Below are 26,905 nucleotides of genomic sequence, written 5' to 3' on the forward strand. Positions count from 1 at the left end.
TCCTCATCTTCCTCGCGGCGAACCTCGCCACGAGACGGAATTGGCACCTTCCCCACCGGGAGCCTCGCGCTTGCGAGACCGGCGGGAGGGTTGCCGGGGCTTCAACGGGCCGTGTCCCTCTGCCCCTCTGGATGAGCGGTATGGCACTGGGCACTGCCCAGGCGTTTGTGCGCGCGGTGACCCCGACATACGACGGCGTTCCGCGTTGTTCAGACTGTAACCGAAGGCACGGACACCCGAGCAGGTCGTCCGTTCCGCGAGATGCGTCACAGGACAACACCGGAGCGAAGGAGTCGTTCACGTGCTGGAAGAGGTGGAGCGCTGGCTGGGCCGGCGGTCCTGGTCCGTCGGAGACCGTCCGCTCGACCAGCTGCTCGCGGCCAAACGGGAGAAGGGCACCACCATCAGCGTGGTGCTCCCCGCGCTGGACGAGGAGGCGACCGTCGGCGACATCGTCGCCACGATCCGGCGCGAACTGATGACGGACGCGGTGCCGCTGGTCGACGAGCTGGTGGTGCTCGACTCCGGCTCCACCGACCGCACGGCCGAGGTCGCCGCCGCGGCCGGCGCGCGCGTGGTGCACCGCGACTCGGTGCTCCCGCGACTGCCCGCCCTGCCCGGCAAGGGCGAGGTGCTGTGGCGGTCGCTGCTGGTGACGCGCGGGGACGTGGTCTGCTTCGTCGACGCCGATCTGCGCGACTTCTCCGCGGACTTCGTCTCCGGCACCGTCGGCCCGCTGCTGACCGACCCGGGCATCGCGTTCGTGAAGGCGATGTACGACCGCCCGCTCGGCGAAGTGGCCGGGCAGGGCGGCCGGGTGACCGAGCTGGTGGCCCGACCCCTGCTCAACCTGCACTGGCCGCAGCTGGCGGGCTTCGTCCAGCCCCTGGGCGGCGAGTACGCGGCCCGCCGCTCGCTCCTGGAACGCCTGCCGTTCCCCGTGGGCTACGGCGTGGAACTGGGCCTCCTGGTCGACGCCCTCCACACCGTCGGCCTGGACGCCCTGGCCCAGGTCGACGTGGGCGTCCGCGTCCACCGCCACCAGGACGGCCGCGCGCTGGGCCGGATGGCCGCGGCCATCTACCGCACGGCACAGCTGCGCCTGGCCCGCGGCCACCTGGTGCGGCCGTCCCTGACCCAGTTCGAGCGTACGTCCGAGGGATTCGTCCCTCGGACGTACGCGGTGGACACGGAGGAGCGGCCGCCGATGCGGGAAATCCCGGAATACGCGGCACGGGACGCGGCGTAGGGGGCCTTTTTCCCAGCCCCGCCCCTTCCCGGCTGCGTCTGATGTGCGGGGAGGGGCGGGGCTGGGGAACAAGCCCGCCGCAGGCGCCAGCCCGTCCGCACCCGCACCCCGGCCCCGACAAACGTTTGAACGACCGGCGGCCAGGCAAGGCTGGCCACATGGTCGTTGAGCACATGCAACCGCACACGCACACCGCACAGATCGTCGTCGCCTCCAACCGCGGCCCGGTCTCGTACAAGCTGGTCGACGGCGAGCTGACCGCCGGCCGGGGCGGTGGCGGCCTCGTCTCGGGGCTCAGCGCCATAGACCGCGACGCCGGCGCCGTGTGGGTGTGCGCGGCCATGGGCGAGGGCGACCGCGAGGCGGCGCGGCGCGCGGGCCGCAGGCTCGACACCGAGGACACCGGCGGCCACCGGGTGCGCATGCTGGACGTCGACCCGGACACCTTCGCCGCCGCCTACAACGGCATCGCCAACTCCGTGCTGTGGTTCGTCCACCACATGCTCTACGAGACGCCCCTGGCACCCGTCTTCGACGCGGACTTCCGGCGGCAGTGGGCGGCGTACGAGGCGTACAACGCGGCCTTCGCGGACGCCCTCGCCGAGGAGGCCGCGCAGGGAGCCGCCGTGCTCGTGCAGGACTACCACCTCACGCTGGTGCCGGGTCTGCTCCGGGAGCGCCGTCCCGACCTGCGGATCGGCCACTTCTCGCACACCCCCTGGGCCCCGCCGGACTACTACCGGCTGCTGCCGGACGACATCGCCGAGCGGGTGCTGCGCGGCATCCTCGGCGGGGACCGCGCGGCCTTCCTGACCGAGCGCTGGGCGGACGCGTTCGCCGACTGCTGCGAGAAGGTCCTGGGGGCTGAGGTCGTCCGCGGCACGGGCGGGACGGCGGTGCTCTTCGAGGGCCGGACGACCCGGCTCGGCGTGCACGGCCTCGGCGCCGACGCGGACTTCCTGCGGGAGCGCGCGCACCGCGCGGACGTCGAGGAGCGGATGGCCGCGCTCCGCGCACAGCTCGGCCCGGACCGCAAGGCGATCGTGCGCGTCGACCGCACCGAGCTGTCCAAGAACATCGTGCGCGGCCTCCACGCCTACCGCCGGCTGCTGGAGGACCACCCGCAGTGGCGGGGCAAGGTGGTGCACATCGCCTTCGCGTACCCCTCCCGGCAGGATCTGAAGGTCTACCGCGCGTACACGGCGGAGGTCGAGCGGGTCGCCCGGGAGATCAACGCGACCTTCGGCACCGCGGCTTGGGAACCGGTCTCCCTGCACGTCAAGGACGACTTCGCCCGCTCGCTCGCCGCCTACCGCCTGGCGGACGTCGCGCTCGTCAACCCCATCCGCGACGGCATGAACCTGGTCGCCAAGGAGGTCCCCGTCGTCTCCGACCACGGCTGCGCTCTCGTCCTCTCCCGGGAGGCGGGGGCGGTGGCGGAGCTGGGGGACGACGCGCTCGTGGTCAACCCGTACGACGTGGAGGCCACGGCGTCGGCTCTGCACACGGCTCTCCTGATGGACCCGTCGGAACGGGCGTCGCGCACGAAGCGGCTTGCCGCCGCGGCGGTGGCGCTCCCTCCGGCACGCTGGTTCCTGGACCAGCTGGCCGCGCTGTAGTCGCCTGGGCTACGGGCCCCGGACCCCCGCAACACGCTTCGCGCGTTGTCCTCGAACTCCCCCAGCCACCTCCCCAGAGGTGCCCCCACGGGCTGAATGTGCCGGCTACGGTCTGCGAAATCCAGCCCGTTGGGGGCTCCCCCAGACGGAGTCCGGGGGAGGCAACGGACCGGTAGCCGGGGGGGCTGGGGCGCGCCCCCACGCGGCGGAGCCGCACATCAGATGCACGCGGGAAGGGGCGGTAGGGGAAAAAGCCCGCTGCGGGCGCCGGCCGCCCCGCACCCACCCCCCGCGCACACCCCGGAGCAAACACCCGGCCAGCCTTCGGCAAAGTGCTTCGGGCCGCCGCCTGCCCCGCCCCGCCCCCGGGTAACCATGAGGCCATGCAGATCGCCCCACCCCGAGCCGCCACCGCCCTCGCGGCCGTCGCCCTCGTCGCAGCCGCACTGACCACCGGCTGCTCCTCCGACTCCGGGAGCAAGAGCTCCGACGACACCAAGAACGCCAAGTCCGGCGCCTCCCCCTCCACTTCGGCCACAGGGTCGTCCGCGCCCGCCGCGGGAGACGGCGCCATACCCGTGGGCCCGGGCCCCCAGCCCGCGTACACCGTGCAGAAGCAGCCCGCGGAGGGCAGCTGTCACTACCAGTACACCTCGGCCAAGGAGCCCCTGCCCGACCCCAAGTGCACGCCCGGAGCGACGAATCCGAAGGTCACGCAGGCGACAGTGAAGACGACGATCTGCCGCAGCGGCTACACCAAGGACATCCGGCCGCCGGTCGGCATCACCAGCCGCGAGAAGACCGCCAACGCGGCCTCGTACGGCTACAAGGGCTCGTTGAAGGACTACGAGTACGACCACTTGATCAGCCTCCAGCTCGGCGGCGACCCCAACGACCCGCGCAATCTGTGGGTCGAGCCGCCCTCCCCCGGCCACAAGCCGGGCGCGGGGCCCAACAACCCCAAGGACGTGGTCGAGACCAAGCTCAAGACCGCGATCTGTGCCGGCAAGGCGGATCTCGTCAAGGCGCAGCAGGCGATCGCCCACGACTGGACGACGGCGCTGAAGACCCTGGGCCTGCCGGAGAAGGCGGCCAAGGGTGACCCGACCGCCGCCAAGGACCCGGACGACGAATGAGGTTCAGCCGGTAGGCAGGCGGTCCGCGAGGGCCGTCAGCAGCTCCACTACGCCGCTCGGGCCGTCCACCACGAGGTCGGCCCGTTCGGCGAGTTCGGTGACCTCCGTGCTGCCGCTGCACACGAGGAGGCCGGCCAGCCCTTCGGCGCGCAGCTCCTCCACGGCGGCGAAGGCCGCGAGGTCGCCGAGGTCGTCACCGGCGTAGAGGACGGCGCGGGCGCCCGTCTCGCGCACGTACTCAGCGAGGGCCACGCCCTTGTCGATGCCGGGCGGGCGCAACTCCAGGACGAACCGGCCCGGTTCGACGATCAGGCCGTGCCGCGCGGCGAGCGCTTCCAGCGGGCCGCGCAGGGCGTCGTAGGCGGCCTGGGGGTCGGCGGCGCGCCGGGTGTGCACGGCGATGGCGCGGCCCTTGTCCTCGACCCAGGTGCCCCGCCAGGCGCCAGACCGGTCGAGCTCCCCGGGCAGCGCGGCCTGCACGGCCGCGACGCCCGGGTGCGGGGCGGGGGCCTTGACGGTGCCGGTGACGGCGTCCCAGCGCTCGGCGCCGTAGTGGCCCAGCACGACGAGGTGTTCCAGCCCCGGGACTCCGGCGAAGCCGCCGTAGCGCACGGCCACGCCCGCCGGGCGGCCGGTGATCACGGCGACGGAGCGCAGCGCGGGCGCGAGGCGCGCGAGCGCGGGCACGGCGCCTGGGTGGGCGCGGGCCTGCTCGGGGTCCGGGACGATCGGGGCGAGCGTGCCGTCGAAGTCCAGCGCGACGACGCTCTTGTCCGGCGCGGCGAGCAGCTCGGCGAGGCCGTGGCGGCCGGCGCGGCTGCGGGGTTCGGGGAGTGGATGACTGCCCATGGGACGACCCTACTGTCCCGGAGCGCCGGAGGGGCTCGAACGTACGACTGGGACCGGCCCGGTCAGCGCCGTTCCCGCCGTGCTTCGCGCAGCCGCCGGAGGCGGTTGACCGTCACCGGGTCGTGCGCGAGCGCGGCGGGGTCGTCCAGCAGCGCGTTGAGCAGCTGGTAGTAGCGGGTCGGGGTGAGGCCGAGGTCCTCGCGGATCGCGCGTTCCTTCGCGCCCGGCCCCGGCCACGTGCGGCGCTCCAGCGCCAGCACGTCCCGGTCCCGCCCGGAGAGCCCCGGCCCGCCCGGCCCGGGGTTCACGGGATCTTCGCCGGCCATCGTCTAATGCCCCTGACTCGCCGTCTCCAGGGAGTTCGCCTCGCGCTCGATCTCGCTGAGCACGCTGTTCGGGTCCCCGCCGGTCTTCACCGTGGAGCCGATCTTCTCCTTGATCGCCTTGCTGACCGCCGCCCAGGACGTCTTGTCGGCGGGGTAGAACTCGGCGCTCTCCAGCTGGTCCAGGAACGGCCTCAGCCTCTTGCGGCCCGAGTCCGCGGCCATCTTCGCGGAGGCGGAGGCGGTCACCGGCAGCAGGTCGTACTGCCCGGTGAAGTCCAGCACGTTCTTGGTGCTGTAGACGAAGTCGAGGAAGGCACCGATCTGGTCGCGGTTGCCGTTCTGCTTGAACGCCATCATCCAGTCGGCGACGCCCATGGTCGACTTGGACTTGCCCTTGATGCCGGGCAGCGGCGCGGTGATGTACTTGATCCCCTTGGCGTCGGCCTGCTGCATCAGCGTGGGGTGGCCGTTGAGCATCCCGACGTCGCCCTTGCAGAAGGCGTCGAAGACGTCCTGCCGGTTGGTGCGGGCGGGGTCGAGGGGGCCGGTGAGCTTCTTGGCGACGAGCTCGTCGCGCAGCCACTCCAGCGCCTTGACGTTCTCGTCGTGGGCGATGGTGTAGACACCGTTGGCATCGGTGTAGCCGCCGCCGGCGGCGAGGAACCACATCATCGTCTCGGCCGGGGCCTCCTCCGGGCCGAGGGGCAGGCCGAAGGGTATCTTCACGCCGTTCGCCTGGAGCTTCTTCGCCGCGGCCTGGAGCTCGTCCCAGGTCTCGGGGGCCTTGGCGATGCCGGCCTTGTCGAAGAGCTCCTTGTTGCAGAAGAGCAGACGGGTGCTGGAGACGAACGGCATGCCGTACTGCACGCGGTGCACCTCACCCGCCTTCTCGATCGACGCGATGAACTCCGCCTGGGTGGGGACGGTGAGCAGCTGGTCGGCGCTGTAGAGCTTGCCGGCCGCCGCGAAGTCCGCGTACGCGCCGATCTGCGCGAGGTCGGGGGCCTTGCCCGCCGCGACCAGGTCGGCGACCTTCTTGTCGACCTCGGTCCAGCTGTAGACCTCGACGTCGACCTTGATCTTGCTGTGCTGGTCCTCGAAGTCGCGGACGAGGGCGTCCCAGTACTTCTTCGAGCTGTTCGACGGATTGTCGCCGTAGTCCGCGGCGATCAGCTTCAGCTTCTTGGTGCCCGAACCGGGACCGCCGCTCCCGCAAGCCGTCAGTGCGGGAGCCAACGCCGCAGTGGCGGCACCCGCCGCCGTCATACCCAGGAACCGCCGCCGCTGCACTACTGCTTCCCACCTTCGTGGTTCGTTTTCCTCGCTGGAGACCGTGAGTCTCTCCCGCGCGCCACCTTACGGTCCAGCCGGCTCCGGTTGCGCTTCGGTATCGCCCTTCCGCATCTTCCCTCCCTCATGGCGGGGCTGCTATCCACGTTCCCGACGCCCACCGCACCTCTCGCAAGGAGCCTCAGCGCATGCAGCAGCCTTCCTCTTCACGTTCCGCTTCCCGTACGGCGGCGGAGATCGACACCCAGCCCGGCTGCTGGCGGCGCGCCGCCGGGGCGGCGGCCGCCACGGAACTGCCCCGGCCGGGCGAGCGGGTCGCGGTGACCGGGTGCGGCACGTCCTGGTTCATGGCCCAGGCGTACGCGGCGCTACGCGAGGCCGCCGGGCAGGGCGAGACGGACGCGTTCGCCTCCTCGGAGTTCCCCCGGGGCCGCGCGTACGACCGGGTCGTGGCGATCACCCGGTCCGGGACCACGACGGAGGTCCTCGACCTGCTGTCGGCCCTGCGCGGCCGCACGCGCACGCTCGCGCTGACCGCCGGCCCCGGGACGCCGGTGACGGACGTGGCCGGCTCCGTCGCCCCGCTCGACTGGGCCGACGAGGAGTCCGTCGTCCAGACCCGCTTCGCGACCACGGCCCTCGCCTGCCTCCGCGCGGGCCTGGAGGCGTACGGTCCGCTCCCCTCGGACGTCCGCACGGTCGCCGAGGCGGCGGCGGACGCGGAGTCCGCTCTCACGGAGCCGCTGCCGCCGTCCGTGGTCTCGGCCGGGCAGTGGACGTTCCTGGGCACGGGCTGGACGTACGGGCTCGCGCAGGAGGCGGCCCTGAAGATGCGCGAGGCGGCGGGCGCCTGGACCGAGTCCTACCCCGCGATGGAATACCGCCACGGCCCGATCTCGATCACCGCTCCCGGCCGGGTGGCGTGGATCCTGGGCACGGTCCCCGCGGGGCTTCCGGCGGATGTGGAGCGGTCGGGGGGCACGCTCGTGGCGGCGGGCTCCCGCCTCGATCCGATGGCGGACCTGATCCGTGCGCAGCGTCTCGCTGTCGCGGTGGCGGAGTCGAAGGGCCTGAACCCGGACGAACCGCGGGGGTTGACGCGAAGCGTCATCTTGAACGGGTAGGGGCACCGGGGCGCGTGCCCCAGGCCCACGAGTGCGGGTGCGTTGGCCTGCGGCGCTTTTCCCCCACCCCGCCCCTTCCCGGCTGCGTCTGATGTGCGGCTCCGCCGCGTGGGGGGCGCTGCCCCGGACCCCGAGCTGCGGGCCGGTTCGCCGCCTGCGGCGGGAGCGCCCTGCGGGCGCGTCCTCAAGCGCCGGACGGGCTGAGTTGTCGCCCGGAACGGACCCTGAACGTGCCCTCCGGCGGGAGGGGGTGGGGCTGGAGGGTGGGGTTCTGGAACGCGGTGCGACATCACGGCACCCAATACGCAAGACCCGCACCGCACCGCGTTCCAGGTCCCCAGCCCGGAAGACCCACCCCCGGCACCCACCACAAACCAAGCCCGGCCGGCGCTTGAGGCCACCCCACCGAAAGCACAACGGACCCGCAGAAGACAACGGCGAACCCCACCAAACCCAGCCCGGCCGGCGCATGAGGCCACCCGAACCGAAACCACACACAACCCGCACCCGACGAACGAACCGCCCCCACCCAACAGTGGACTAGACCTTTCCCACCCCACACGCGACACTACAGACGTGAAACACGTCATCGCCCTGGACGTCGGCGGCACCGCCATGAAAGCCGCACTCATCGGTCCGGACCACCAGCTCCTGCACGAAGCCCGCCGTCCCACCCGCCGGGGCCAGGGCCCGGACGCGGTGGTCGGCGGCATCCTGGACCTCGCGGCCGAGCTGCAAGCGACGGGGCGGGAGACATTCGGGCAGGGGGCGGAAGCAGCCGGCGTGGCCGTGCCCGGGATCGTGGACAGCGAGGCCGGCACCGCCGTCTACTCCGCGAACCTCGGCTGGCGCGACGTCCCGCTGCGCGACCTGCTGCGCGAGCGCCTGGGCGGCGGCACCCCCGTGGCCCTGGGCCACGACGTCCGCACGGGCGGCCTCGCGGAGGGCCGGATCGGCGCGGGCCGGGGCGCCGACCGGTTCCTGTTCGTCGCCCTCGGCACCGGCATCGCGGGAGCGATCGGCATCGACGGCCGGATCGAGCAGGGCGCGCACGGCTACGCGGGCGAGATCGGCCACATTTCCGTACGTTCCGGACCGAACGCCCCGAAGTGCGGCTGCGGCGGCCTCGGCTGTCTGGAGACCGTGGCCTCGGCGGCGGCCGTGAGCGCCGCCTGGGCGCGGGCCACCGGCGACCCGGCCGCCGACGCCGCGGCCTGCGCGGCGGCCGTCGCGGCCGGCGACCCGCGCGCCCGCGCCGTGTGGCAGGAGGCCGTCGACGCCCTCGCGGACGGCCTCGTCATCGGGCTCACCCTCCTGGACCCCCATACGCTGATCATCGGTGGCGGGCTCGCCGAGGCCGGGGAAACGTTGTTCACGCCGCTGCGCGCCGCCGTCGCGGAGCGGATCACCTTCCAGAAGACCCCCCGCGTCGTCCCGGCGGCGCTCGGGGACGCCGCCGGCTGCCTGGGCGCGGGCCTGCTCGCCTGGGACCTTCTCTCCACCGATGCCACGGAGGTATCCGCCTGATGGTCGAACGAACGGTTCTCGCCGGTGCCCGCGTGGTCCTGCCGTCCGGCGTGGTCGAGAACGGGCGGGTGGCGGTCGAAGGCCGGCGGATCGCCGCGGTGCCGCCCGCCGGCGCCCCGGTCCTCGACCTCACCGGCCACTGGATCGTCCCCGGCTTCGTGGACATGCACGTGCACGGCGGCGGTGGCGCGTCCTTCTCCTCGGGCGACGCCGAGGAGGCGCTCACGGCCATCCGTACGCACCGCGCGCACGGCACGACCACGACCGTCGCCTCCACGGTCACCGGCGGCCTCGACGACCTGGCCCGGCAGGCGGCCGTCCTCGCGGAGCTGACCGAGCAGGGCGACCTGGCGGGCATCCACTTCGAGGGCCCGTTCATCTCGCCGCACCGCTGCGGCGCGCACCAGCCTGGGCTGCTGCGCGACCCCGACCCGGCGGACGTGCGCAAGCTGATCGACGCGGCGCGCGGCGCGGCCCGCATGATGACCCTCGCCCCGGAGCTCCCCGGCGGCCTGGAGTCCGTCCGCCTGCTCGCGGACGCGGGCGTCGTCGCGGCGGTCGGCCACACGGACTCCACGTACGAGGCCACGCTGGAGGCCGTCGAGGCGGGCGCGACGGTGGCCACCCACCTCTTCAACGCGATGCCGTCCCTGCTGCACCGCGCGCCCGGCCCCATCGCGGCACTGCTGGAGGACGAGCGGGTCACGGTCGAGCTGATCGACGACGGCACGCACCTCCACCCCGCCGCCCTTCAGCTGGCGTTCCACAGCGCGGGCGCGGACCGGGTCGCGTTCATCACGGACGCGATGGGCGCGGCCGGCATGAACGACGGCATGTATCCGCTCGGCCCGATGCGCGTCGAGGTCAAGGACGGCGTCGCGCGGATCGCCGACGGTCCGACGGCCGGTTCGATCGCGGGCTCCACGCTCACACTCGACACCGCCTTCAAGCGCGCGGTGACCGTCGACGGGCTGCCGGTCGAGGACGTCGTACGGGCCCTGTCGGCGAACCCGGCGCGGCTGCTGGGCGTCGACGACCGCGTCGGTTCCCTGGAGGCGGGCAAGGACGCGGACCTCGTCGTCCTCGACGCCTCCTACGACCTGGTGGGTGTCATGCGCAAGGGCGAATGGGTGGTTAGGCCCGAAGTGCGGTAGTTCATCGCGCCCTTGACGGGAGTTCACACCGCGGCGGCGCGTCCGAGGTCTGGGCGCGCCGCCGCGGTTTTGGCATGATCGCTCGGGCAGCCGTTCACAGAGCCGTCATGCCGTCGTAAAAGCGGTCCCCGGTCAAACGCCGTCCCCGGTCATGGGAGAGAGCCGCCGATGATCCTCACGGTCACGCTCAACACCGCACTCGATCTGACCTACCGCGTTCCACGTCTGCGGCCGCACGCCTCGCACCGCGTCACGGACGTCACCGAACGGGCGGGCGGCAAGGGCCTCAACGTCGCGCGCGTCCTCGCCGCGCTGGGCCACCCCACCGTCGTCACCGGCTTCGCCGGGGGCGCGACGGGCGAGACCGTGCGCCGCCTCCTCGCCGAGGGCGCCCCCGCCGCGGGCAACCTCACCGACGCTCTCGTCCCCGTCCTCGGCCCCACCCGTCGCACGGTCGCCGTCGTCGACGCCGCCACCGGCGACACGACCCAGCTCAACGAACCCGGCCCCGCGATCTCGCCCGAGGAGTGGGCGTCCTTCACCGACGCCTACGCCCGCCTCCTGCCCGAGGCCGCCGCCGTCGCCCTGTGCGGCAGCCTGCCGCCGGGTGTGCCGGTCGGCGCGTACGCCCATCTCGTACGGCAGGCGCGCGCGCTCGGCGTGCCCGTACTCCTCGACACCAGCGGCGAGCCGCTGCGCCGGGGCATCGCCGCCCGCCCCGACCTGGTCAAGCCCAACGCCGGCGAACTCGCCGCCCTCACCGGCTCCACCGAACCGCTGCGCGCGGCCCTCGACGCCCGGCGCCGGGGCGCCCACGCGGTGGCCGCGACCCTGGGCGCCGACGGCATGCTCGCCGTCACCCCGGAGGGCACCTGGCGCGCGGCCCCGCCGCGGCGGCTGACCGGCAACCCGACCGGCGCGGGCGACTCCGCGGTCGCGTCCCTCCTCGCCGGCTGGGTCGAGGGCACCCCCTGGCCCGAGCGCGTGGCCCGCGCCGTGGCCCTCGCGGCGGCGACCGTACGGGCGCGGGCGGCGGGCGAGTTCGACCGGAAGACGTACGAGGAGCTGCTGCCGAAGGTCTCGGTGACGCCGCTGTAGACCGGCACAGAACCCCTCACCAGCAAGGGAGTTGCCCCGCATGCCCCTGACCCGTACCGCCGATCTCGTCACCGCGCACGAGGCCGTGATCGCCTTCAACGTCATCACCGTCGAGCACGCGGAGGCGATCGCCACGGCCGCGGAGGCCGCCGGCTCCCCCGCCGTCCTCCAGATCTCCGAGAACGCCGTGAAGTACCACGGCGGCGCCCTCGCCCCCATCGCCGCCGCGACGGCGGCGGTCGCCGCGTCCTCGACGGCCCGCCTCGCCCTGCACCTGGACCACGTCGAGGACGACGCCCTGCTGCGCGAGGCGCACGCCCACCCCTTCAGCTCGGTGATGTACGACGCGTCGAAGCTCCCGTACGGCGAGAACGTCAAGGCCACGGCGGAAGCGGTCCGTTGGGCCCACGAACGCGGCCTGTGGATCGAGGCGGAGCTGGGCCGCGTCGGCGGCAAGGCGGGCGACGCCCACACCCCCGGCGTCCGCACGGACCCCGCGGAAGCGGCCGCCTACGTGGCCGAGACCGGCGTGGACGCCCTCGCGGTCGCGGTCGGCAGCACCCACGCGATGTCCACCCGCACGGCCACCCTCGACCACACCCTGATCGCCGCCCTCCGGGACGCCGTTCCCGTGCCCCTGGTCCTCCACGGCTCCTCAGGCGTCCCGGACCGGGAACTCCGCCGGGCGATCACCGCGGGCATGAGGAAAATCAACGTGGGCACGGCGCTGAACGTGGCCTTCACGGGGGCGGTACGGGCCTTCCTGGAGGCCCACCCGTCGACGGCCGACCCGAGGAAATACCTGACCTCGGCGCGAGCGGCGATGACGGAGACGGTGCGCCACTTCCTGGAGGCGGTGCGACGACCGGACGGACCCTGACCGGGCCCGCCCGGCGTCCTGGGGTCAGTCCTGCTCGGAGAAGAGCTCTTCAGCCGTGGCCACGATGAACGCCCGGTCCAGCCAGCGCTCCAGGGTGTCCAGGTCGGTGCAGCTGGAGACCCGCTCCCGAACCTCCGGCGAGACGGCGACGTCCCGGTTCCTCAGCACGCGCATCACCATCAGCGCACGCTCCCAGGCCCGCCCCTCGGCCCGCCCCTTCGCTTCGCCTTCGAGGAGCGCCTGCTCGATCATGGTGCCGCGGCCGGGGAAGTAGGTACGGATAGGCATCAGTTTCCTCCAGGTCTCTCCCGCCCGGGAGTCCCCCAGGCCGATCCTCGCCTTGTCCTGGCACCACGAGGAGCAGCGCGGGACAGGCGTACTTCGCCTTCAGGCAGGACAGGCGGTACGCCCAGCCGGCCGCCTTGTCCCGGTCCTGGCGCCCTCCTCTATAGCGAGGAGGAACCCTCTCGAAGCACGTTCACCCGTTCGGGAATCCCGATCCGTTCACCAGTTCCCCATCGCCAGGAACAGCAGGAGGGCCGCCCAAAGGGGCGGCCCTCCTGCGTCTGTCCGACGCGCTCGCCTCAGACGTTCACGCCGAAGTCCTGCGCGATGCCCACCAGGCCCGACGCGTAGCCCTGGCCCACCGCGCGGAACTTCCAGTCCGCGCCGTTGCGGTAGAGCTCGCCGAAGACCATGGCCGTCTCCGTGGCCGCGTCCTCGCTGAGGTCGTAGCGGGCGATCTCGGCGCCGCCGGTCTGGTTGACGATGCGGATGTAGGCGTTGCGGACCTGGCCGAAGTTCTGGCCGCGGTTCGCCGCGTCGTAGATGGAGACGGGGAAGACGATCTTCTCGACGTCGGCCGGGAGCGCGGCGAGGTTGACGTTGATCGACTCGTCGTCGCCGTCGCCCTGGCCGGTGGTGTTGTCACCGGTGTGGACGATGGACTGGTCCGGCGTCGACTTGTTGTTGAAGAAGACGAAGTGGGCGTCGGAGTAGACCTTGCCCGTGGGGTTCACGGCGATCGCGCTGGCGTCGAGGTCGAAGTCCGTGCCGGTGGTGGTGCGGACGTCCCAGCCGAGGCCGACCGTGACGGCCGTCAGGCCCGGGGCCTCCTTGGTGAGGGAGACGTTGCCGCCCTTGGACAGGCTTACAGCCATGGGAAAGGTCCCTTTCTGATGGAATCGCTGCGATGGCGGCCGCGGGGTCGCCGTCACCCTTGATAACGCCCTCCGGGGGACCCAGGGTTCCAGTCAGCTTTACTTTCTTTGCCATTTCCTGATGGGGCGTCGCCGGGGCCGGCCCGGCCCGGCGCAAAACGGGGTGACGGTCCGCCCCGGGCGCGGGATCATGGGGGACATGTCCGGTCCCCATGTCATCCGCGGCTCCGTCTGCCTCCCGGAGTCCGAGCTCATGTGGCGTTTCTCGCGCTCCTCGGGCCCCGGCGGCCAGCACGTCAACACCAGCGACAGCCAGGTCGAGCTCCGCTTCGACCTCGCCGCCACCGACGCGCTGCCCCCGGTGTGGAAGGAGCGCGCCCTCGCCAGGCTCGCGAACCGCCTGGTCGGCGGCGTGGTGACCGTACGGGCGTCGGAGCACCGCTCCCAGTGGCGCAACCGCGAGGCCGCGGCCGTGCGGCTGGCCGCGCTCCTCGCCGAGGCGTCCGCGCCGCCGCCCCGGCCGCGGCGGCCCACGAAGATCCCGCGCGGCATCAACGAACGGCGGCTGCGCGAGAAGAAGCAGCGCGGCGACACCAAGCGCGGCCGCTCCGGGCGGGATTGGGGCTGAGCCCCGCGGGACTCACGGAAGCCCCGCGAGGCGGTCTCAGGCCAGCCGCCGGTAGCGCCCCTTGAAGTACGTCAGCGGCCCGCTCTCCGTGCCCGGCGCGTGCGCCGCCAGCACCCGGCCGATCACCAGCGTGTGGTCCCCCGCCTCGACCCGCTGCTCGGTCCGGCACTCCAGGACGGCCAGCGCGCCCCGCACCAGCGGGGCCCCCGTCCGCGCCCCGCGCTCGTAGGGGATGTCCTCGAACAGCAGCCGGTCGCTGATCCGGCCCTTCATCGCGAAGCGGCCCGCGATGTGCCGCTGACTCTCGGCGAGGACGGACACCGCCCACAGCGGCTGCCGTTCCAGAAGGTCGTCCATGCGGGAGCCGTTGCGAACGCTCACCATCACGAGCGGCGGTTCGAGGGAGACGGACAGGAACGCGGTCGCCGTCATCCCGACGTCCTCACCCTGCGGCCCGTCCTCGGCGTCGTGGGCGGTCACCAGCACCACGCCCGCGGCGAGGCGTGCGAGGGCGGCCCGGAACTCGTCGGCACTCACCCCTTCAGCATGGGGTATGGCGGTCTCGTGGGGCGAAGTCGTCTGCAACACGCTGTGCACGCTAGCCGCCGCGCCGTCCCCCCGCATCGGGCTTCAGGACCAGCCGGGTCCTAGGTCGCCGGTGCTGCCTCCCGGGCAAGAAATCCCCGGCCCGCCGGGGATCCTCGCGCTCCGCGACCGATTCGCGCCAAAGCGTGGCCGATTACCTTTCGGCGGTCATCCGATTCACCTCCGGATGGCGTCCATATGGGTGCCGTATGGGTTTCGGATTTGCGTTCACGAAGCATAAGAGCGCGCTCGAACGCCAGTGGCGGGACTTCATCACGCCCTGTGACATGAGTCACAGAGGGCGCTAATTGTTGACCCTGTGTACCGAGTGGTCAGCTCGCTGTGATTCAGTGGCCGTGATAAACGGACGACAAGAAGCCTGGAGTTGCTGTCGAGGTCTCGGGGGAGAGCGAAGATGGAGACCGAGTCGGAGCCGTACGTCCGCCTTGCGACCTTGCGGGGATTGCATCAGGTGGTTGCCGATCTGAACACAGCACGTAGCCTCGCGGACACCTTGCAGACCGTCGCGGACGGCATCATCGCCGGCCTCGGCTATGAGCTTTCGGCGGTCAATCTCGTGCGGCCCGACGGGGATCTCGTCGTGGCCGCCGTCGCGGGCAGCGCACACGCCGAGGCCCTGATGGCCGGGCGGGTCGGTTCCCGGGTCTCGTGGGAGCGCCGGCTCGCCATGGCGGACCAGTGGGGCTCGCTGCGCTTCATCCCGTACACCGAGGGCTGGGTGCTCGACGACGACGACGTGCCTCAGTGGCACACCGCCGGGCCCGCCCCGCGCTTCCCGGACGAGTGGCACCCCATGGACCGCCTCTTCGCCCCGATGTACACGGCGGGCACCGCCGGGGGCGAACTCCTCGGCGTCATATCCGTCGACCGGCCGCGCAACGGACGCCGCCCGGGGGCCTGGGGCCGGGAGGCCCTCCAGATGTACGCGTTCCAGGCCGCGATTGCGATCAGCAACGCTCGGCTCCGCGCAAACATGCAAAGGGCACTCGTCCGCTTGGAGCGCGAGCAGCAGGCGCTGCGCGCGAGTGAGGAAAGCTTCCGCCAGGCTTTCGAGTACGCGCCCAGCGGCATGGCCATCGCCGAGATGGGCGGCGATCAGCACGGGCGGCTGCACCGCACCAATGACGCCCTGTGCCGCCTTCTGGGCCGGTCCGCCTCGCAGATGCGCCGCTATTCCTTCTCCGACCTCGTCCACCCCGAGGACATCGGCACCCTCCTGCGCACCTCCGCCGAGGGCGGCCGGGCCGAACTCCGCCTCGGCCGCCGCGACGGCAGTTATGTCTGGGTCTCGCTGCGCAATTCCGTGGTGGCCGACGCGGCGGACGGCCCGCGCTATCTCCTCACCCACGTCGAGGACATCGAGGAGCGCAAGCGCCACGAATTGCAGCTCGCCCATCGCGCCAGCCACGACTCCCTGACCGGCCTGCCCAACAGCGCCGAACTGCGCGCCCGCCTCAGCAGCCGGCTGTGCGGCACCCCGGCCCGCGCCGAGGAGCACGCGGCGGTCGCCCCGTACGGCTCCCTCGACGGCTTCGACGAGGTCGAGAGCGCGGCGTACGGGCAGCAGCAGTACGGACACGGCTTCGGCTCCGACCTCGGGCCGGACTACGCCCCCGACTTCGCCGCCGACTACGCCTCCGACTTCGCGCCCGACAGCGCCACCGGCGAATTCGGCGCCGAACACGGCGGCGCGCCCTATCCGGGGCACGTGCACACCGTCGCGCCCGACGAGGACTCCGAGGACGACGGGACCAAGGGCCTGGCCGTGCTCTTCTGCGACCTCGACGGCTTCAAGTCCATCAACGACCGCTTCGGGCACCACACGGGCGACGCCGTCCTCATCGAGGTCGCCCGGCGGCTGACCGACGGCGTGCGCGAGGGAGACACCGTGGCCCGGCTCGGCGGCGACGAGTTCGTGGTCCTCGCCGACGGTCTCGGCCAGGCGGACGCCGAGGACCTCGCGGTCCGGCTGCGCAACGCGATCATCCCGCCGATAAGGGTCGACGGCCGCGCCGTACGCGTCGGCGCGAGCTTCGGGATCGGCTGGGCGGGCTGCGGGATGTCCGCCGACGAGGTGCTCCGCTCCGCCGATCAGCGGATGTACGTCGAAAAACGGTCACGTGCCAAGGCGGGGCGGCGGGCAGGCTGAGGTCCGGACCACGGCGTGGGCCCATGATTACCGGGTAGGCTGCGCCGAATGCGGCCACCGCCGCCGACGTGAATCGATCGTGAAAATTGGCCATCCGGACCGCGTGGATGCCCGGGCCGCCCCGGCTCGGCAGCGGCGGTCCGGGGCGCTCGCGCACGTGAGCGCCGGTGGGCACCAGGTTGGGAGTGACAGGGGATGACGGCCGGTAATAACGGTTCGGGAACGCCGGAGGGCGACGACCCGTTCGCGCACCTGTACCGCTCGGAGGGTGGTGACGGGAGCCAGGAAGCCGGCTCCGCCGCGCCCCGGCCCGGCGTCCCCCGCACGTCCTACCACCAGGTCCGCACGGTGGGCACCCGGCAGTACGGGCAGCAGAACCAGACGTACGGCGGCCAGCAGCCCCCGCACCAGCCCGCACCGCACTACGCGGCCCCCGAGACGCTCCCGGGCGGCACCCCCCGCCAGCCGGGCCCCCCGCCCGGCGGCCACGGTGGCCCCCAGCGCCCGAAGCGCCGCGGTCTGCTCGTCGCCGCCATAGCCGTCGTCGTGGTGGTGGCGGGCGGCATCGGCGCGGCGATGATCACCAACAGCGGCGGCGATGACTCGAAGACGAGCGCCGACGGCGGCGACAACAAGCCGAAGCAGCAGGAGAGCGGGAAGCCGAAGGAACCGCGGAAGGACGAGCCGAGCAATTCCTCGGCGGCGGGCCTTCAGCAGCGCGACGCGGCGACCCTCAATCTCTCGGGCGGCGCCACCACGGAGAAGACGGTGAAGGGCGCGCAGGCCGACGGTGGGCTGTATATAACCGGCATGAACCAGGTCGGTGCCGCCGTCGAGTGGCAGGTGAATGTCGACTCGGACGGCGAATACCGCCTCGACGCCCGCTACGGCGTCCCCGGCACGGACGCCAACCTCACCATCACCACCAACGGCCAGCGTGAGTCGCGCCCCATCAACATGAAGAACTTCGGCGGCACGAAGGACTGGGAGAACGGCTGGAAGGGCACCTGGTCCCTCATCCAGCTCAAGAAGGGCCCGAACTCCATCAAGCTCTCGTGCGAGCAGGGCAATTCGTGCGACGTCCACCTCGACCAGCTCTCGATCAGGAAGAACAGCTGACGGCGCTCCGCTGAGCGAACGGCCGGAAGAGAGATCCCTTCCTCTTCCGGCCCGGCCGGCTTCGACCACCTCGGGCGGCTGCCGCCCGGCGTACTGCGGGGGGACGCGTTTCGGCTCTCCCGACGCGCGGCGGCAAGACCGCCGAGGCCCGCAGTCACCTCCAGGCAGCGCACGGACCCGGTTGCTTCATGTGCGCCAAGCTCCTCCTGGCCCGAGAGACGGCTCGCCGCACGGGCGATCTCGCCGGAGGCGACGCACTCGGCACGGAGCTGGACCGGCACCGGCAGGCAGTGCACGCGGCCCAGCGGTGGGGAAAATCGGGTGCCCGCGCCGAGGCTCCGGATCGGGCCCGCACGATACACACCCGCGAATACCTCGGCACACAGGCCACCTTCCGCCCCCGCCCCGTAAGCCGGGCCCCGGCCGCAGAGTTGGGGTGCTCCACGGCGGGTACGTAGTACCCAAGGAGGGGAATCCCGTGGAGACAGGACATACGCACCATGGACGACGGCGACTCACTCGACCGCATCCTCGCCGCGGCGATCGGCGACCGGGATCGGGAGTACGAGCGCTGCCCGGACTGCCGGCTTCCGTTGAAGGTGGTCGTCGTCGCGGAGAATCCCGGCGACGCCACCTCGCCGGCGATCGTCCGCGGCGTCTGCCCCGGCTGCCCCAGCGGGGCGATCACCGTCGCCCCATGACACCCCTGGCGCTCGCCTGCCCGAACTGCCAGAACATGATGCAGCAGATGGGCAACGGCGTGTACAAGTGCTGGAACTGCGGATACACGAGCACCGGCTGACCTCCCCCGGCGCGGCCCCGGCACCGCACGCCGCCCCGGGGCCCCCGCGCGCCGCTCGCCGGGGAGCCGCCGAGGATGCGGGCCGGGCGGAATGCGGCGATGCTGGGTGCGTCAGCGTTCCGTGAGGAGGACAGCCATGTCCATGCTCGACAAGCTCAAGGGCCTGCTCAAGGGCCACGAGGACACAGCGCGGCAAGGCGTCGAGAAGGCCGGTGACGCCTTCGACGCGAAGACACAGAACAAGTACCAGAGCCAGACCGACACGGTCCAGCAGAAGCTCAACGAGCAGCTCGGCAACCAGCCGCCGACGGACGAGCAGCGGTAGTCCGCGCGTCCGCCGACCGTATACGGCCGCAATGCCGGGCACAGTGGCGTTGCGGCCGCGGCCCGCGCCCCGAAGAAGCCGGCCTGCTTCCTGAGCGCACGCCTGAGGGAACACCTGAGGCCGCGCCGCCCGCGGGAGCCTCCGACCGGCTCGGCTGAGCGCGCCCCGCCGTCGAGCGCCCCCGCTCCGGCCACCCCCGCACCGCATCCGAAAGCCGCCCCGGGCACCCACCGCCCGGGGCGGCTCTCGCATGCCCTTTTACGGAAGTCCCCGTTCCGCCACCCCAGGCGCTCGCGTAACAAACCCCCCACCCAGTTCACCGCATAGCGGAACCAAACAACCGCGTTTCGGAGAACGGGAGATCAATTCCTTGTTGCGCCCCTGTCAATGACGCCGCATCAGTGGCAGAGTCTCTTCTCAATTCGCTCCTGCACCACACGCGCACCAAAGGGCAGTCGTACACCCGCCTGCCCTAACCCCCCTCATAGGAGACAGAGTTGAGAAGCATCACCTCCACCTCCCGCAAGAACACCCTGCGTGCCGCCGCCCTCGTCGCCTCGGCCGCCATGGTCGTCGTCGGCGTGCAGAGCGGCTCGGCGACCGCCAGGACGGACCACCAGAACGGCGCGCAGGCGCTCGCGCTCTCCGCGGGGCAGCGGTCGGCCGCGATCAAGACCGCGCAGACGGAGGCGGGAAGCACCGCCGCGAAGATCGGTCTCGGCGGCAAGGAGAAGCTGGTCGTCCGTGACGTCATCAAGGACGTCGACGGCACGGTGCACACCCGCTACGAGCGGACGTACGAGGGTCTGCCGGTGCTCGGCGGCGACCTGGTCGTGCACGAGAGCAAGAGCGGCTCGCGCAGCGTCGACAAGGCGACGGACGCCGACATATCCGTGCCCACGACGACGCCCTCGCTCGCCCCCGCCGCCGCGAAGAAGAGCGCGCTGAGCGCCTCCGCGGACCAGAAGAACGCCAAGACCGACAGCCAGGCCCCGCGCAAGGTCGTCTGGGCGGCGAGCGGCAAGCCGGTCCTGGCCTACGAGACCGTGGTGACCGGCGTCCAGAAGGACGGCACGCCGAGCAAGCTGCACGTCATCACCGACGCGTCGACGGGCAAGAAGCTCTTCCAGCGCGAGGCCATCGAGACGGGCACGGGCACCAGCACCTACAGCGGCAATGTCCCGCTGACCACGACGAAGAGCGGTTCGGGCTACCAGCTCACCGACGGCTCGCGCGGCGGTCACAAGACGTACGACCTCAACCAGGGGACGTCCGGCACGGGTTCGCTGTACACCAACTCCACCGACACCTGGGGCGGCGGCCGTCAGACCGCGGGGGTCGACGCGCACTACGGCGCGGCCGTGACCTGGGACTTCTACAAGAACGTCCTCGGCCGCACGGGCATCAAGAACGACGGCAAGGCCGCCTACTCCCGCGTCCACTACGGCGACAACTACGTCAACGCCTTCTGGGACGACGAGTGCTTCTGCATGACGTATGGCGACGGTGAGAACAACAGCCACCCGCTGACCTCGCTCGACGTGGCCGCCCACGAGATGAGCCACGGTGTCACCTCGGCGACGGCCGGCCTGAACTACAGCGGCGAGTCCGGTGGCCTCAACGAGGCGACCTCGGACATCTTCGGCACCGCCGCCGAGTTCTACGCCAACAACGGCACCGACAAGGGCGACTACCTCATCGGTGAGGCCATCAACATCAACGGCGACGGCACCCCGCTGCGCTACATGGACAAGCCGAGCAAGGACGGCTCGTCGAAGGACTACTGGTCGTCCAGCCTCGGCAACGTCGACGTCCACTACTCCTCCGGCCCCGCCAACCACTTCTTCTACCTGCTGTCCGAGGGCAGCGGCACGAAGACGATCAACGGCGTGACCTACAACAGCCCCACCTACGACAAGTCCAAGCTGGCGGGCATCGGCCGGGACAAGGCCACCAAGATCTGGTACAAGGCCCTGACCACGTACTTCACCTCCACCACCAACTACAAGGGCGCCCGCGCGGGCACGCTGAAGGCCACCGCGGACCTCTACGGCGCCACCAGCGCGGAGTACAAGGCGGTCGCGGCCACCTGGACCGCGATCAACGTCAAGTGATCCGCCCCTGGTGAACCCCCCACCCCTCCCGTGACCCCGTCGGACCGCGCTCCCACCGCCCAGGAAGGCGGGGGCGCGGTCCGGTGCGCGTGGGCCCCGGGCCGCGCGTTTACGCGTACACCTCCCTGCCGTGACACCATCGAAGCGTGATCGACCTCGGCTACTCGCTTTCGCGCCGCTTCCCCGACCCGCCGCAGACGGACTACCGCACGGCGGACGTGCGGACGATCCGGCACGACCTCTTCTGCGGTGACGTCTACCTCGCGGACGTGAAGACCGACCGCGAGCTGTCCACAGCCTGGGGATGGGTGCCGGTCCTGGACTTCGCCTGGGCGCTGTGCGACGTCCTCGAACAGGTCGACCAGGACCCCCGGGGCAACCGCTCCTCGGTCCCGCAGTACGCCGAGCTGGACTTCACCGAGTCGACCGACCGGATGCTCTTCGCCCGGCGGTTCGGCTGGGTGGAGGTCGAGGCCGACTGGATGCCGGCGGACGAGCCGCCGCTCAACTTCAACCACCGGGCACTGCGACGCGAGGCCCGGGACTTCCTGCACGACCTGATCGCGGACCTGTCGGACATGCACGAGGGCCTCGCCGACAACCCGGTGATCTGGGACCTCCAGGCCCGCTTCCCGCGCGTGTGAACCGCCGCTCCTGAGCCCGGCCCGCCGGCGGGGTCACCCGGGCGGCGCCTCCACCCTGACGCCCGTCTGCGCCGCGAACGCGGGCGCGAGATCGAGCAGTTGGGACGGGCTGATGACCGCTCCCGAGAGCCGCTCGACGCCCCGGGCGATGTCCAGCTCCCCGGCCTCGCGCAGATCGACGTCCGTCATCCGGGCGGCCGAGAAATCGACGCGCCGCAGCGCGCAGTCGCGGAAGACGACCCGCTCCAGGACGGCACCGCCGAAGTCCGCCTCGGAGAGCACACAGCCCTCGAAGGTGACGTCCTTCAGCTTCGCCTCGCGCAGATTCAGATAGTCGATCTTGCCGCCGCGCACCAGGACCCGCTCCAGGACCGCGCCGTGCAGCTGCGTGCCGCCGAGCCGGGCGTCGCGCACCTCGACATCGCGCAGCGTGGCCTCCGCGAGATCCGTGCCCACGCCCCGGACGCCGTCCAGCACGCAGTCCATGAACCGCGCCCGGCCCAGCCGGGCCTCGTCCAGCGCGCAGCGGTGTATCCGGCAGTCCATGAAGCGGCCGCCCCGCGCGCTCTGGCCCGCGAGGTCCGCCTCGGTGAAGTCCAGCCCGTCGTAATCCCCCTCCGGCTCCAGCCCGGGTCCCTCGTACGGCCGCAGCGGTGGCAGCCGCACCTCTGGGAGTCTGGCCGTGGGGGCCGCCTTACGTGGCCTCGCCCTGCCCTGTGCCCTGTCGCCCATCACCATGCGTCCACGGTGGCACATGGCACTGACAACGTCCCTGACCTGGGTGTCCGGCCTCATCACCGGCGCCCTGCCCCGAGGAGGAGCACCCATGCACGCGATCCGGCTGCACGCCTTCGGCCCCGCGGAGAACCTCACGTACGAGCGCGCCGACGACCCCGTGCCGGGCCCCGGTCAGGTGCGGATCGCGGTCGCGGCGGCGGGGGTCCACCTCGTCGACACGACCTTGCGGCAAGGGCGGGCGAAGGGGCCGCACAAGCCGCCCGAGCTGCCCGTGATCCCCGGGCACGAGGTCGCGGGCACGGTCGAGGCGCTCGGCGCGGGCGTGGATCCCGCGCTGCTCGGCCGCCGCGTCGTCACCCACCTGGGCCAGGTGCCGGGGGGCTACGCGCAGCTCACGCTCGCCGACGCGGACAAGCTGCTCGACATCCCCGAGGGGCTCGCCGACGATCACGCCGTGACCATGGTCGGCACCGGCCGCACCGCTCTCGGCATCCTCGCCCTGGCGGAACTGACCGGTGACGACGTGGTCGTGGTCCTGGCCGCCGCGGGCGGCGTCGGCACGCTGCTGGTGCAGCACGCGAAGCGCGCGGGCGCCAAGGTCGTCGGCCTCGCGGGAGGGCCCGCGAAGGTGGAGCGCGTGCGGGAGCTGGGGGCCGACATCGCCCTCGACTACACGGACCCGGCGTGGCCGGAAAGAGCCCGTACGGCGCTCGGCGGGCGGGCCGCGACCGTCGTCCTCGACGGGGTCGGCGGGGACGCGGCCCGGGCCGCGGTCGGCCTGCTGGGGCGCGGGGGACGGCACCTCAGCCACGGCTGGACGGCGGTCCCGGCGAGCCCGGGGCCCGTCGCGGCGTTCACCCCCGAGGAGCTCGCCGCGCGGGGCGTCACGTCGAGTTGCGTGCTGGGACAGCCGATGATGGAGCGGCTCGGGGGGCCTGCCGGCATGCGCCGTGCGCAGGCCGAGGCACTCGCCCACGCCGCGGCCGGGCGGGTGGCTCCGGTCGTCACGCGCTTCCCGCTGGCGGAGGCGGCCGCGGCGCACCGGGCGCTGGAGTCGCGCGGGACGGTGGGCAAGGTCGTGCTCGTCCCCTGACCCCTCGCTCCCCATCCGTCCCAGGGGCACGTTCGCGTGTCCCGGAGCGCTTCCGTCCGGTAATCGGGGGCGAAAACAAGCCGCCCTCCGACGGGCGGACGTCCCTCATCGGGCCTAGTCTGGATGGCGCGCGTGAGCGCATAGGTATACGCGTCGCGCACAACCGCATACGCACCGAATCGGACGCGAGAGCAGGTTCCGATGAGCTTCAGGAATACGGGCCCTATACCTACCCCATCCGCCACTCGGACCGCATCGGACCCCCGCCGTTGGTGGGGTCTGGTCGTCATCGGCACAGCGCAGCTCATGGTCGTCCTCGACGCCACCATCGTGAACATCGCCCTGCCGTCCGCGCAGCGCGCCCTCCAGATGTCGGACGGCAACCGGCAGTGGGTCATCACGGCCTACACCCTCGCGTTCGGCGGTCTGCTGCTGCTCGGCGGCAAGATCGCGGACCTGGTCGGACGCAAGCTCACCTTCATGACCGGGCTCGTCGGCTTCGCCGCCGCGTCCGCGCTCGGCGGCGCCGCGCAGTCCTCGGGGATGCTCTTCATGTCGCGGGCGCTCCAGGGCGCGTTCGGGGCGCTGCTGGCACCGTCCGCGCTGTCCCTGCTGACCACGACGTTCACGGACGTGCGCGAGCGCGCCAAGGCGTTCGGCATCTACGGCGCGATCGCGGCCGGCGGCTCGGCGATCGGGCTGATCGCCGGCGGCCTGCTGACCGAATACCTGAACTGGCGCTGGTGCCTGTACGTGAACACCCCGATCGCGATCCTCACCTTCCTGGGCGCCGGGGCGTTCCTCCACGACGACCGCCGCCGTGGCCAGGGCAAGCCGCGGCTGGACATCCCGGGCGTGCTGCTGGGCTGCGGGGGCCTCGTGGCGATCGTCTACGGGTGCAGCGAGGCCGAGCCGCGCGGCTGGGGCGACGCGCGCGTGCTGGGGCTGCTGACCGGCGGCGCCGCGCTGCTGTGGCTGTTCACCTGGTGGCAGAAGCGGGCGCCGAGCCCGCTGCTCCCGCTGCGCATACTGCGCGACCGCAACCGCGCGGGTTCGGTGCTGACGATGGCGCTCGCGGTCATCGCCATGTTCGGGATGTTCCTGTTCATGACGTACTACCTCCAGGTCGTGTGCGGCTATTCACCGGTCAGGACGGGCCTGGCCTTCCTGCCGATGACCGCCGCGATCGTCACCGGCTCCACACAGGTCTCCGCGCGGCTGATGACCCACGTACCGCCGCGCGCGCTGATGGCACCGGGCGCGCTGCTGGCGGCCGGCGGGCTCTTCCTGCTGACCTTCCTGCCGGTGGAGCCCGCGTACATCTCGCACGTCCTGCCGTCGGAGATCATGGTGGGCCTCGGCATGGGCCTGATCTTCATGCCGGTCATGGCCACCGCGACCTCGGGGGTGGCGCCACGGGACTCCGGCGTCACGTCCGCGACGGTCAACACCGCTCAGCAGGTGGGCGGTTCGATCGGCACGGCACTCCTCAACACCATCGCCACGTCCACCAGCGCCACGTACGTCGCGGACCGCCTGCGGGCAGGCGGACGGCTCACCCCGGCCGCCCGGGACGCGATCGTGAGGGCGGGCGTGGTCCACGGCTTCAACGTCGCCATCGGCGTGGCCTCGGGCATCATGCTCCTCGCCGCCGCGACCAGCAGCCTCCTGGTCACCACGGGCGCCCCCAAACACACCGCGCCCCCGCCCCCCGACCGGTCGGAGGCCGAGGCCCGCCACCACCTGCACGCCTACGAACCGGGCGAGCCGCCGGCCTGATCCGGCGAACTCCGCCGCCGTCCGGGGAAATCCCTTCGCCCCGGCCTTGGGCGGATCCGAACGAGCCCTCGGTGAATGCGCACGGGCGCACATCGAGGGCTGTCGGGCGGCATGGCTCGACGCCGCCGGGCAGAGCGGCGGACGGCCCGCTCTCTCACCGCACCACCAGCAGTTCCCGCGCCGTGTTGTTCAAGCGGCGGCCCGCCGAGTCCGTGCAGGCCACAATGTCCTCGACACGGACCCCGAAGCGGCCCGGGAGATAAATGCCCGGTTCGATCGAGAAACACATTCCCGGGCGCAGCGGGAGGTGTTCGCCCTCGACCAGATAGGGCGGTTCGTGGGTGGTCACGCCGATGCCGTGGCCGGTGCGGTGGATGAAGTATTCGCCGTAGCCCGCGGCGCGGATGACCTTGCGGGCCACGCGGTCGATCTCCTGGCACGCCACGCCCGGCCGTACGGCCTCGAAGGCCGCCTGCTGCGCCTCGCGCACCACATCGTGCACCTTGCGCTCCTCGGCGGTCGGCTCGCCCACGTGGACCGTACGGGTGGTGTCCGAGCCGTAGCCGTCCATGAGGCCGCCGAAGTCCATGACGACCATGTCGCCGTCCTCGATGACCCGGTCGCCCGCGTCGTGGTGCGGGTTCGCGCTGTGGGGGCCCGCGCCGACCACCGTGAAGTCCACCCGGCTGTGGCCGTGTTCGCGCAGCAGCCGCGCCAGATCCGCCGCCACGTCCCGCTCACGCCGCCCCGCGAAGCGCAGCCGCACGATGTCCTCGTACGCGGCGTCCGCGGCCGCGCCGGCCGCCGCGAGCCGCTCCACCTCATACGCGTCCTTGACCGCGCGCAGCATCGGCAGCAGCTCGGTGAACGCGCCGAAGCTCACGCCCGGGCAGGCCCGCTGGAAGGCCAGCAGGTGCAGTGCCCAGGCGCCGTCCGAGACGGCGTAGCGGCCCCGCGGGTCCAGCAGCGGGGCGAGCGCGGCATACGGATCCTGGCCGTCCGTCCAGCCCGTGATCGTCAAGGCGTGGGCGCCCGGGGCCCGTTCGGCGTCGGGCGCCTCCAGCGCCGGGACCAGCAGCTGCGGGCGGTGGCCGGGCGCCAGCAGCAGCGCGGTGAGCCGCTCCGTGGTGTGCGGGCGGTAGCCCGTCAGCCAGGTCAGGTCGGGGCCCGGCGTGACCAGCAGGCCGGCCAGCCCCGCCGCGGCGGCCGAGACGGCGGCGCGCTCCATGCGGGCGGCCAGGACCTGGGATCCCTCGGTCGCCCCGGCGGCCGAGGGGGCGGGCTCAGCGGCATCGCTCATGAAGGCAGCGTAATCCGGACGGAGGCGGTCGGCAGCGATTTCTCTACCTCACGGGTGAGAGCCCCTCATCCGCCCGGATGAGAAGCACCCCGACCCAGGACCGATTTCCCCCTGATTTCGTTGTGGAGGGGAATCCCGCCCCCCTAGCGTGTTGACGCCCGAACCGAACTCATTCCGTTGTCGTTCTTCCGCCGGG

General features: G+C 72.3%; 25 protein-coding genes and 1 riboswitch. Of the genes, 17 read left to right on the forward strand and 8 right to left on the reverse strand.

Annotated elements, in window-relative coordinates; all coding sequences use genetic code 11:
• Window positions 1–138, reverse strand: a riboswitch (SAM riboswitch).
• Window positions 139–301: 163 nt separating this feature from the next.
• The 3 genes from ACH427_RS05910 (at window position 302) to ACH427_RS05920 (ending at window position 4,004) form a co-directional block, all read left to right on the forward strand.
• Entirely contained in the window at window positions 302–1,249 is a 948-nt protein-coding gene (locus ACH427_RS05910) for a glucosyl-3-phosphoglycerate synthase (RefSeq protein ID WP_398868155.1), read from the forward strand.
• Between the two features lie 158 nt (window positions 1,250–1,407).
• Window positions 1,408–2,868, forward strand: coding sequence for a trehalose-6-phosphate synthase (locus ACH427_RS05915; RefSeq protein ID WP_398868156.1), 1,461 nt, complete (start codon window positions 1,408–1,410; stop codon window positions 2,866–2,868).
• A gap of 383 nt (window positions 2,869–3,251) precedes the next feature.
• Window positions 3,252–4,004, forward strand: a complete 753-nt coding sequence (locus ACH427_RS05920; protein ID WP_398868157.1) for a hypothetical protein — start codon at window positions 3,252–3,254, stop codon at window positions 4,002–4,004.
• Window positions 4,005–4,007: 3 nt separating this feature from the next.
• Here the strand turns inward: ACH427_RS05920 and otsB are convergent, their stop codons facing one another.
• The 3 genes from otsB to ACH427_RS05935 form a co-directional block, all read right to left on the reverse strand.
• A complete protein-coding gene (otsB, locus tag ACH427_RS05925; RefSeq protein WP_398868158.1) occupies window positions 4,008–4,853 on the reverse strand; it encodes a trehalose-phosphatase in 846 nt (281 codons plus the stop codon).
• A 62-nt stretch (window positions 4,854–4,915) separates the two neighbouring features.
• The gene (locus tag ACH427_RS05930) at window positions 4,916–5,179 is read right to left on the reverse strand and encodes a DUF3263 domain-containing protein (protein WP_398868159.1); all 264 of its coding nucleotides are present in this window, start codon (window positions 5,177–5,179) and stop codon (window positions 4,916–4,918) included.
• A gap of 3 nt (window positions 5,180–5,182) precedes the next feature.
• Window positions 5,183–6,469 (reverse strand): extracellular solute-binding protein, encoded by a 1,287-nt coding sequence (locus ACH427_RS05935; RefSeq protein WP_398868160.1) that lies wholly within the window; start codon window positions 6,467–6,469, stop codon window positions 5,183–5,185.
• Window positions 6,470–6,657: 188 nt separating this feature from the next.
• Between ACH427_RS05935 and ACH427_RS05940 the strand changes: the two genes are divergently transcribed.
• The 5 genes from ACH427_RS05940 (at window position 6,658) to ACH427_RS05960 (ending at window position 12,252) form a co-directional block, all read left to right on the forward strand.
• Window positions 6,658–7,593, forward strand: a complete 936-nt coding sequence (locus ACH427_RS05940; RefSeq protein WP_398868161.1) for an SIS domain-containing protein — start codon at window positions 6,658–6,660, stop codon at window positions 7,591–7,593.
• 576 nt (window positions 7,594–8,169) lie between these two features.
• A complete protein-coding gene (locus tag ACH427_RS05945; RefSeq protein WP_398868162.1) occupies window positions 8,170–9,120 on the forward strand; it encodes an ROK family protein in 951 nt (316 codons plus the stop codon).
• Window positions 9,120–10,274 (forward strand): N-acetylglucosamine-6-phosphate deacetylase, encoded by a 1,155-nt coding sequence (nagA, locus tag ACH427_RS05950; RefSeq protein ID WP_398868163.1) that lies wholly within the window; start codon window positions 9,120–9,122, stop codon window positions 10,272–10,274. The genes ACH427_RS05945 and nagA overlap by 1 nt, the downstream gene beginning before the upstream one ends.
• Window positions 10,275–10,442: 168 nt before the next feature.
• Window positions 10,443–11,372, forward strand: a complete 930-nt coding sequence (locus ACH427_RS05955; protein WP_398868164.1) for a 1-phosphofructokinase family hexose kinase — start codon at window positions 10,443–10,445, stop codon at window positions 11,370–11,372.
• Between the two features lie 40 nt (window positions 11,373–11,412).
• On the forward strand, window positions 11,413–12,252 hold the full coding sequence (locus ACH427_RS05960) for a ketose-bisphosphate aldolase (protein ID WP_398868165.1): 840 nt from the start codon (window positions 11,413–11,415) through the stop codon (window positions 12,250–12,252).
• 24 nt (window positions 12,253–12,276) lie between these two features.
• On the opposite strand, the gene ACH427_RS05965 is transcribed toward ACH427_RS05960, so the two are convergent.
• Both ACH427_RS05965 and ACH427_RS05970 read right to left on the reverse strand, forming a co-directional pair.
• The gene (locus ACH427_RS05965) at window positions 12,277–12,540 is read right to left on the reverse strand and encodes a hypothetical protein (protein ID WP_398868166.1); all 264 of its coding nucleotides are present in this window, start codon (window positions 12,538–12,540) and stop codon (window positions 12,277–12,279) included.
• A gap of 296 nt (window positions 12,541–12,836) precedes the next feature.
• A complete protein-coding gene (locus ACH427_RS05970) occupies window positions 12,837–13,412 on the reverse strand; it encodes a TerD family protein (RefSeq protein WP_398868167.1) in 576 nt (191 codons plus the stop codon).
• Between the two features lie 199 nt (window positions 13,413–13,611).
• Between ACH427_RS05970 and arfB the strand changes: the two genes are divergently transcribed.
• Entirely contained in the window at window positions 13,612–14,040 is a 429-nt protein-coding gene (gene arfB / locus ACH427_RS05975; protein WP_398868168.1) for an alternative ribosome rescue aminoacyl-tRNA hydrolase ArfB, read from the forward strand.
• A gap of 36 nt (window positions 14,041–14,076) precedes the next feature.
• On the opposite strand, the gene ACH427_RS05980 is transcribed toward arfB, so the two are convergent.
• Window positions 14,077–14,628: a flavin reductase family protein gene (locus tag ACH427_RS05980; RefSeq protein ID WP_398868169.1), complete on the reverse strand. Its 552-nt coding sequence runs from the start codon at window positions 14,626–14,628 to the stop codon at window positions 14,077–14,079.
• A gap of 412 nt (window positions 14,629–15,040) precedes the next feature.
• Here ACH427_RS05980 and cdgB point away from each other — a divergent pair, with 412 nt between their 5' ends.
• From cdgB to ACH427_RS06010, 6 genes are all read left to right on the forward strand, one after another.
• Window positions 15,041–16,795 (forward strand): diguanylate cyclase CdgB, encoded by a 1,755-nt coding sequence (gene cdgB / locus ACH427_RS05985; RefSeq protein WP_398868170.1) that lies wholly within the window; start codon window positions 15,041–15,043, stop codon window positions 16,793–16,795.
• A 195-nt stretch (window positions 16,796–16,990) separates the two neighbouring features.
• The gene (locus ACH427_RS05990; protein WP_398868171.1) at window positions 16,991–17,914 is read left to right on the forward strand and encodes a carbohydrate-binding protein; all 924 of its coding nucleotides are present in this window, start codon (window positions 16,991–16,993) and stop codon (window positions 17,912–17,914) included.
• A gap of 500 nt (window positions 17,915–18,414) precedes the next feature.
• Window positions 18,415–18,615: a hypothetical protein gene (locus ACH427_RS05995; protein ID WP_398868173.1), complete on the forward strand. Its 201-nt coding sequence runs from the start codon at window positions 18,415–18,417 to the stop codon at window positions 18,613–18,615.
• A 237-nt stretch (window positions 18,616–18,852) separates the two neighbouring features.
• Window positions 18,853–19,041: an antitoxin gene (locus ACH427_RS06000; RefSeq protein WP_398868174.1), complete on the forward strand. Its 189-nt coding sequence runs from the start codon at window positions 18,853–18,855 to the stop codon at window positions 19,039–19,041.
• Between the two features lie 566 nt (window positions 19,042–19,607).
• The gene (locus tag ACH427_RS06005) at window positions 19,608–21,155 is read left to right on the forward strand and encodes a M4 family metallopeptidase (protein WP_398868293.1); all 1,548 of its coding nucleotides are present in this window, start codon (window positions 19,608–19,610) and stop codon (window positions 21,153–21,155) included.
• 146 nt (window positions 21,156–21,301) lie between these two features.
• On the forward strand, window positions 21,302–21,799 hold the full coding sequence (locus tag ACH427_RS06010) for a hypothetical protein (RefSeq protein WP_398868175.1): 498 nt from the start codon (window positions 21,302–21,304) through the stop codon (window positions 21,797–21,799).
• Between the two features lie 33 nt (window positions 21,800–21,832).
• Here the strand turns inward: ACH427_RS06010 and ACH427_RS06015 are convergent, their stop codons facing one another.
• Complete coding sequence (locus ACH427_RS06015) at window positions 21,833–22,537, reverse strand: pentapeptide repeat-containing protein (RefSeq protein ID WP_398868176.1); 705 nt, start codon at window positions 22,535–22,537, stop codon at window positions 21,833–21,835.
• An 88-nt stretch (window positions 22,538–22,625) separates the two neighbouring features.
• Between ACH427_RS06015 and ACH427_RS06020 the strand changes: the two genes are divergently transcribed.
• Both ACH427_RS06020 and ACH427_RS06025 read left to right on the forward strand, forming a co-directional pair.
• On the forward strand, window positions 22,626–23,630 hold the full coding sequence (locus ACH427_RS06020; protein ID WP_398868294.1) for a zinc-binding dehydrogenase: 1,005 nt from the start codon (window positions 22,626–22,628) through the stop codon (window positions 23,628–23,630).
• Between the two features lie 201 nt (window positions 23,631–23,831).
• Window positions 23,832–25,409 carry a DHA2 family efflux MFS transporter permease subunit gene (locus ACH427_RS06025; RefSeq protein WP_398868177.1) on the forward strand — a complete coding sequence of 526 codons (1,578 nt, stop codon included), beginning with the start codon at window positions 23,832–23,834 and terminating at the stop codon, window positions 25,407–25,409.
• A 154-nt stretch (window positions 25,410–25,563) separates the two neighbouring features.
• On the opposite strand, the gene ACH427_RS06030 is transcribed toward ACH427_RS06025, so the two are convergent.
• Complete coding sequence (locus tag ACH427_RS06030) at window positions 25,564–26,709, reverse strand: M24 family metallopeptidase (RefSeq protein ID WP_398868178.1); 1,146 nt, start codon at window positions 26,707–26,709, stop codon at window positions 25,564–25,566.
• Between the last annotated feature and the right edge of the window lie 196 nt (window positions 26,710–26,905).

The organism is Streptomyces sp. NPDC020379 (assembly GCF_044387105.1).
Taxonomy (GTDB): Bacteria; Actinomycetota; Actinomycetes; order Streptomycetales; family Streptomycetaceae; genus Streptomyces.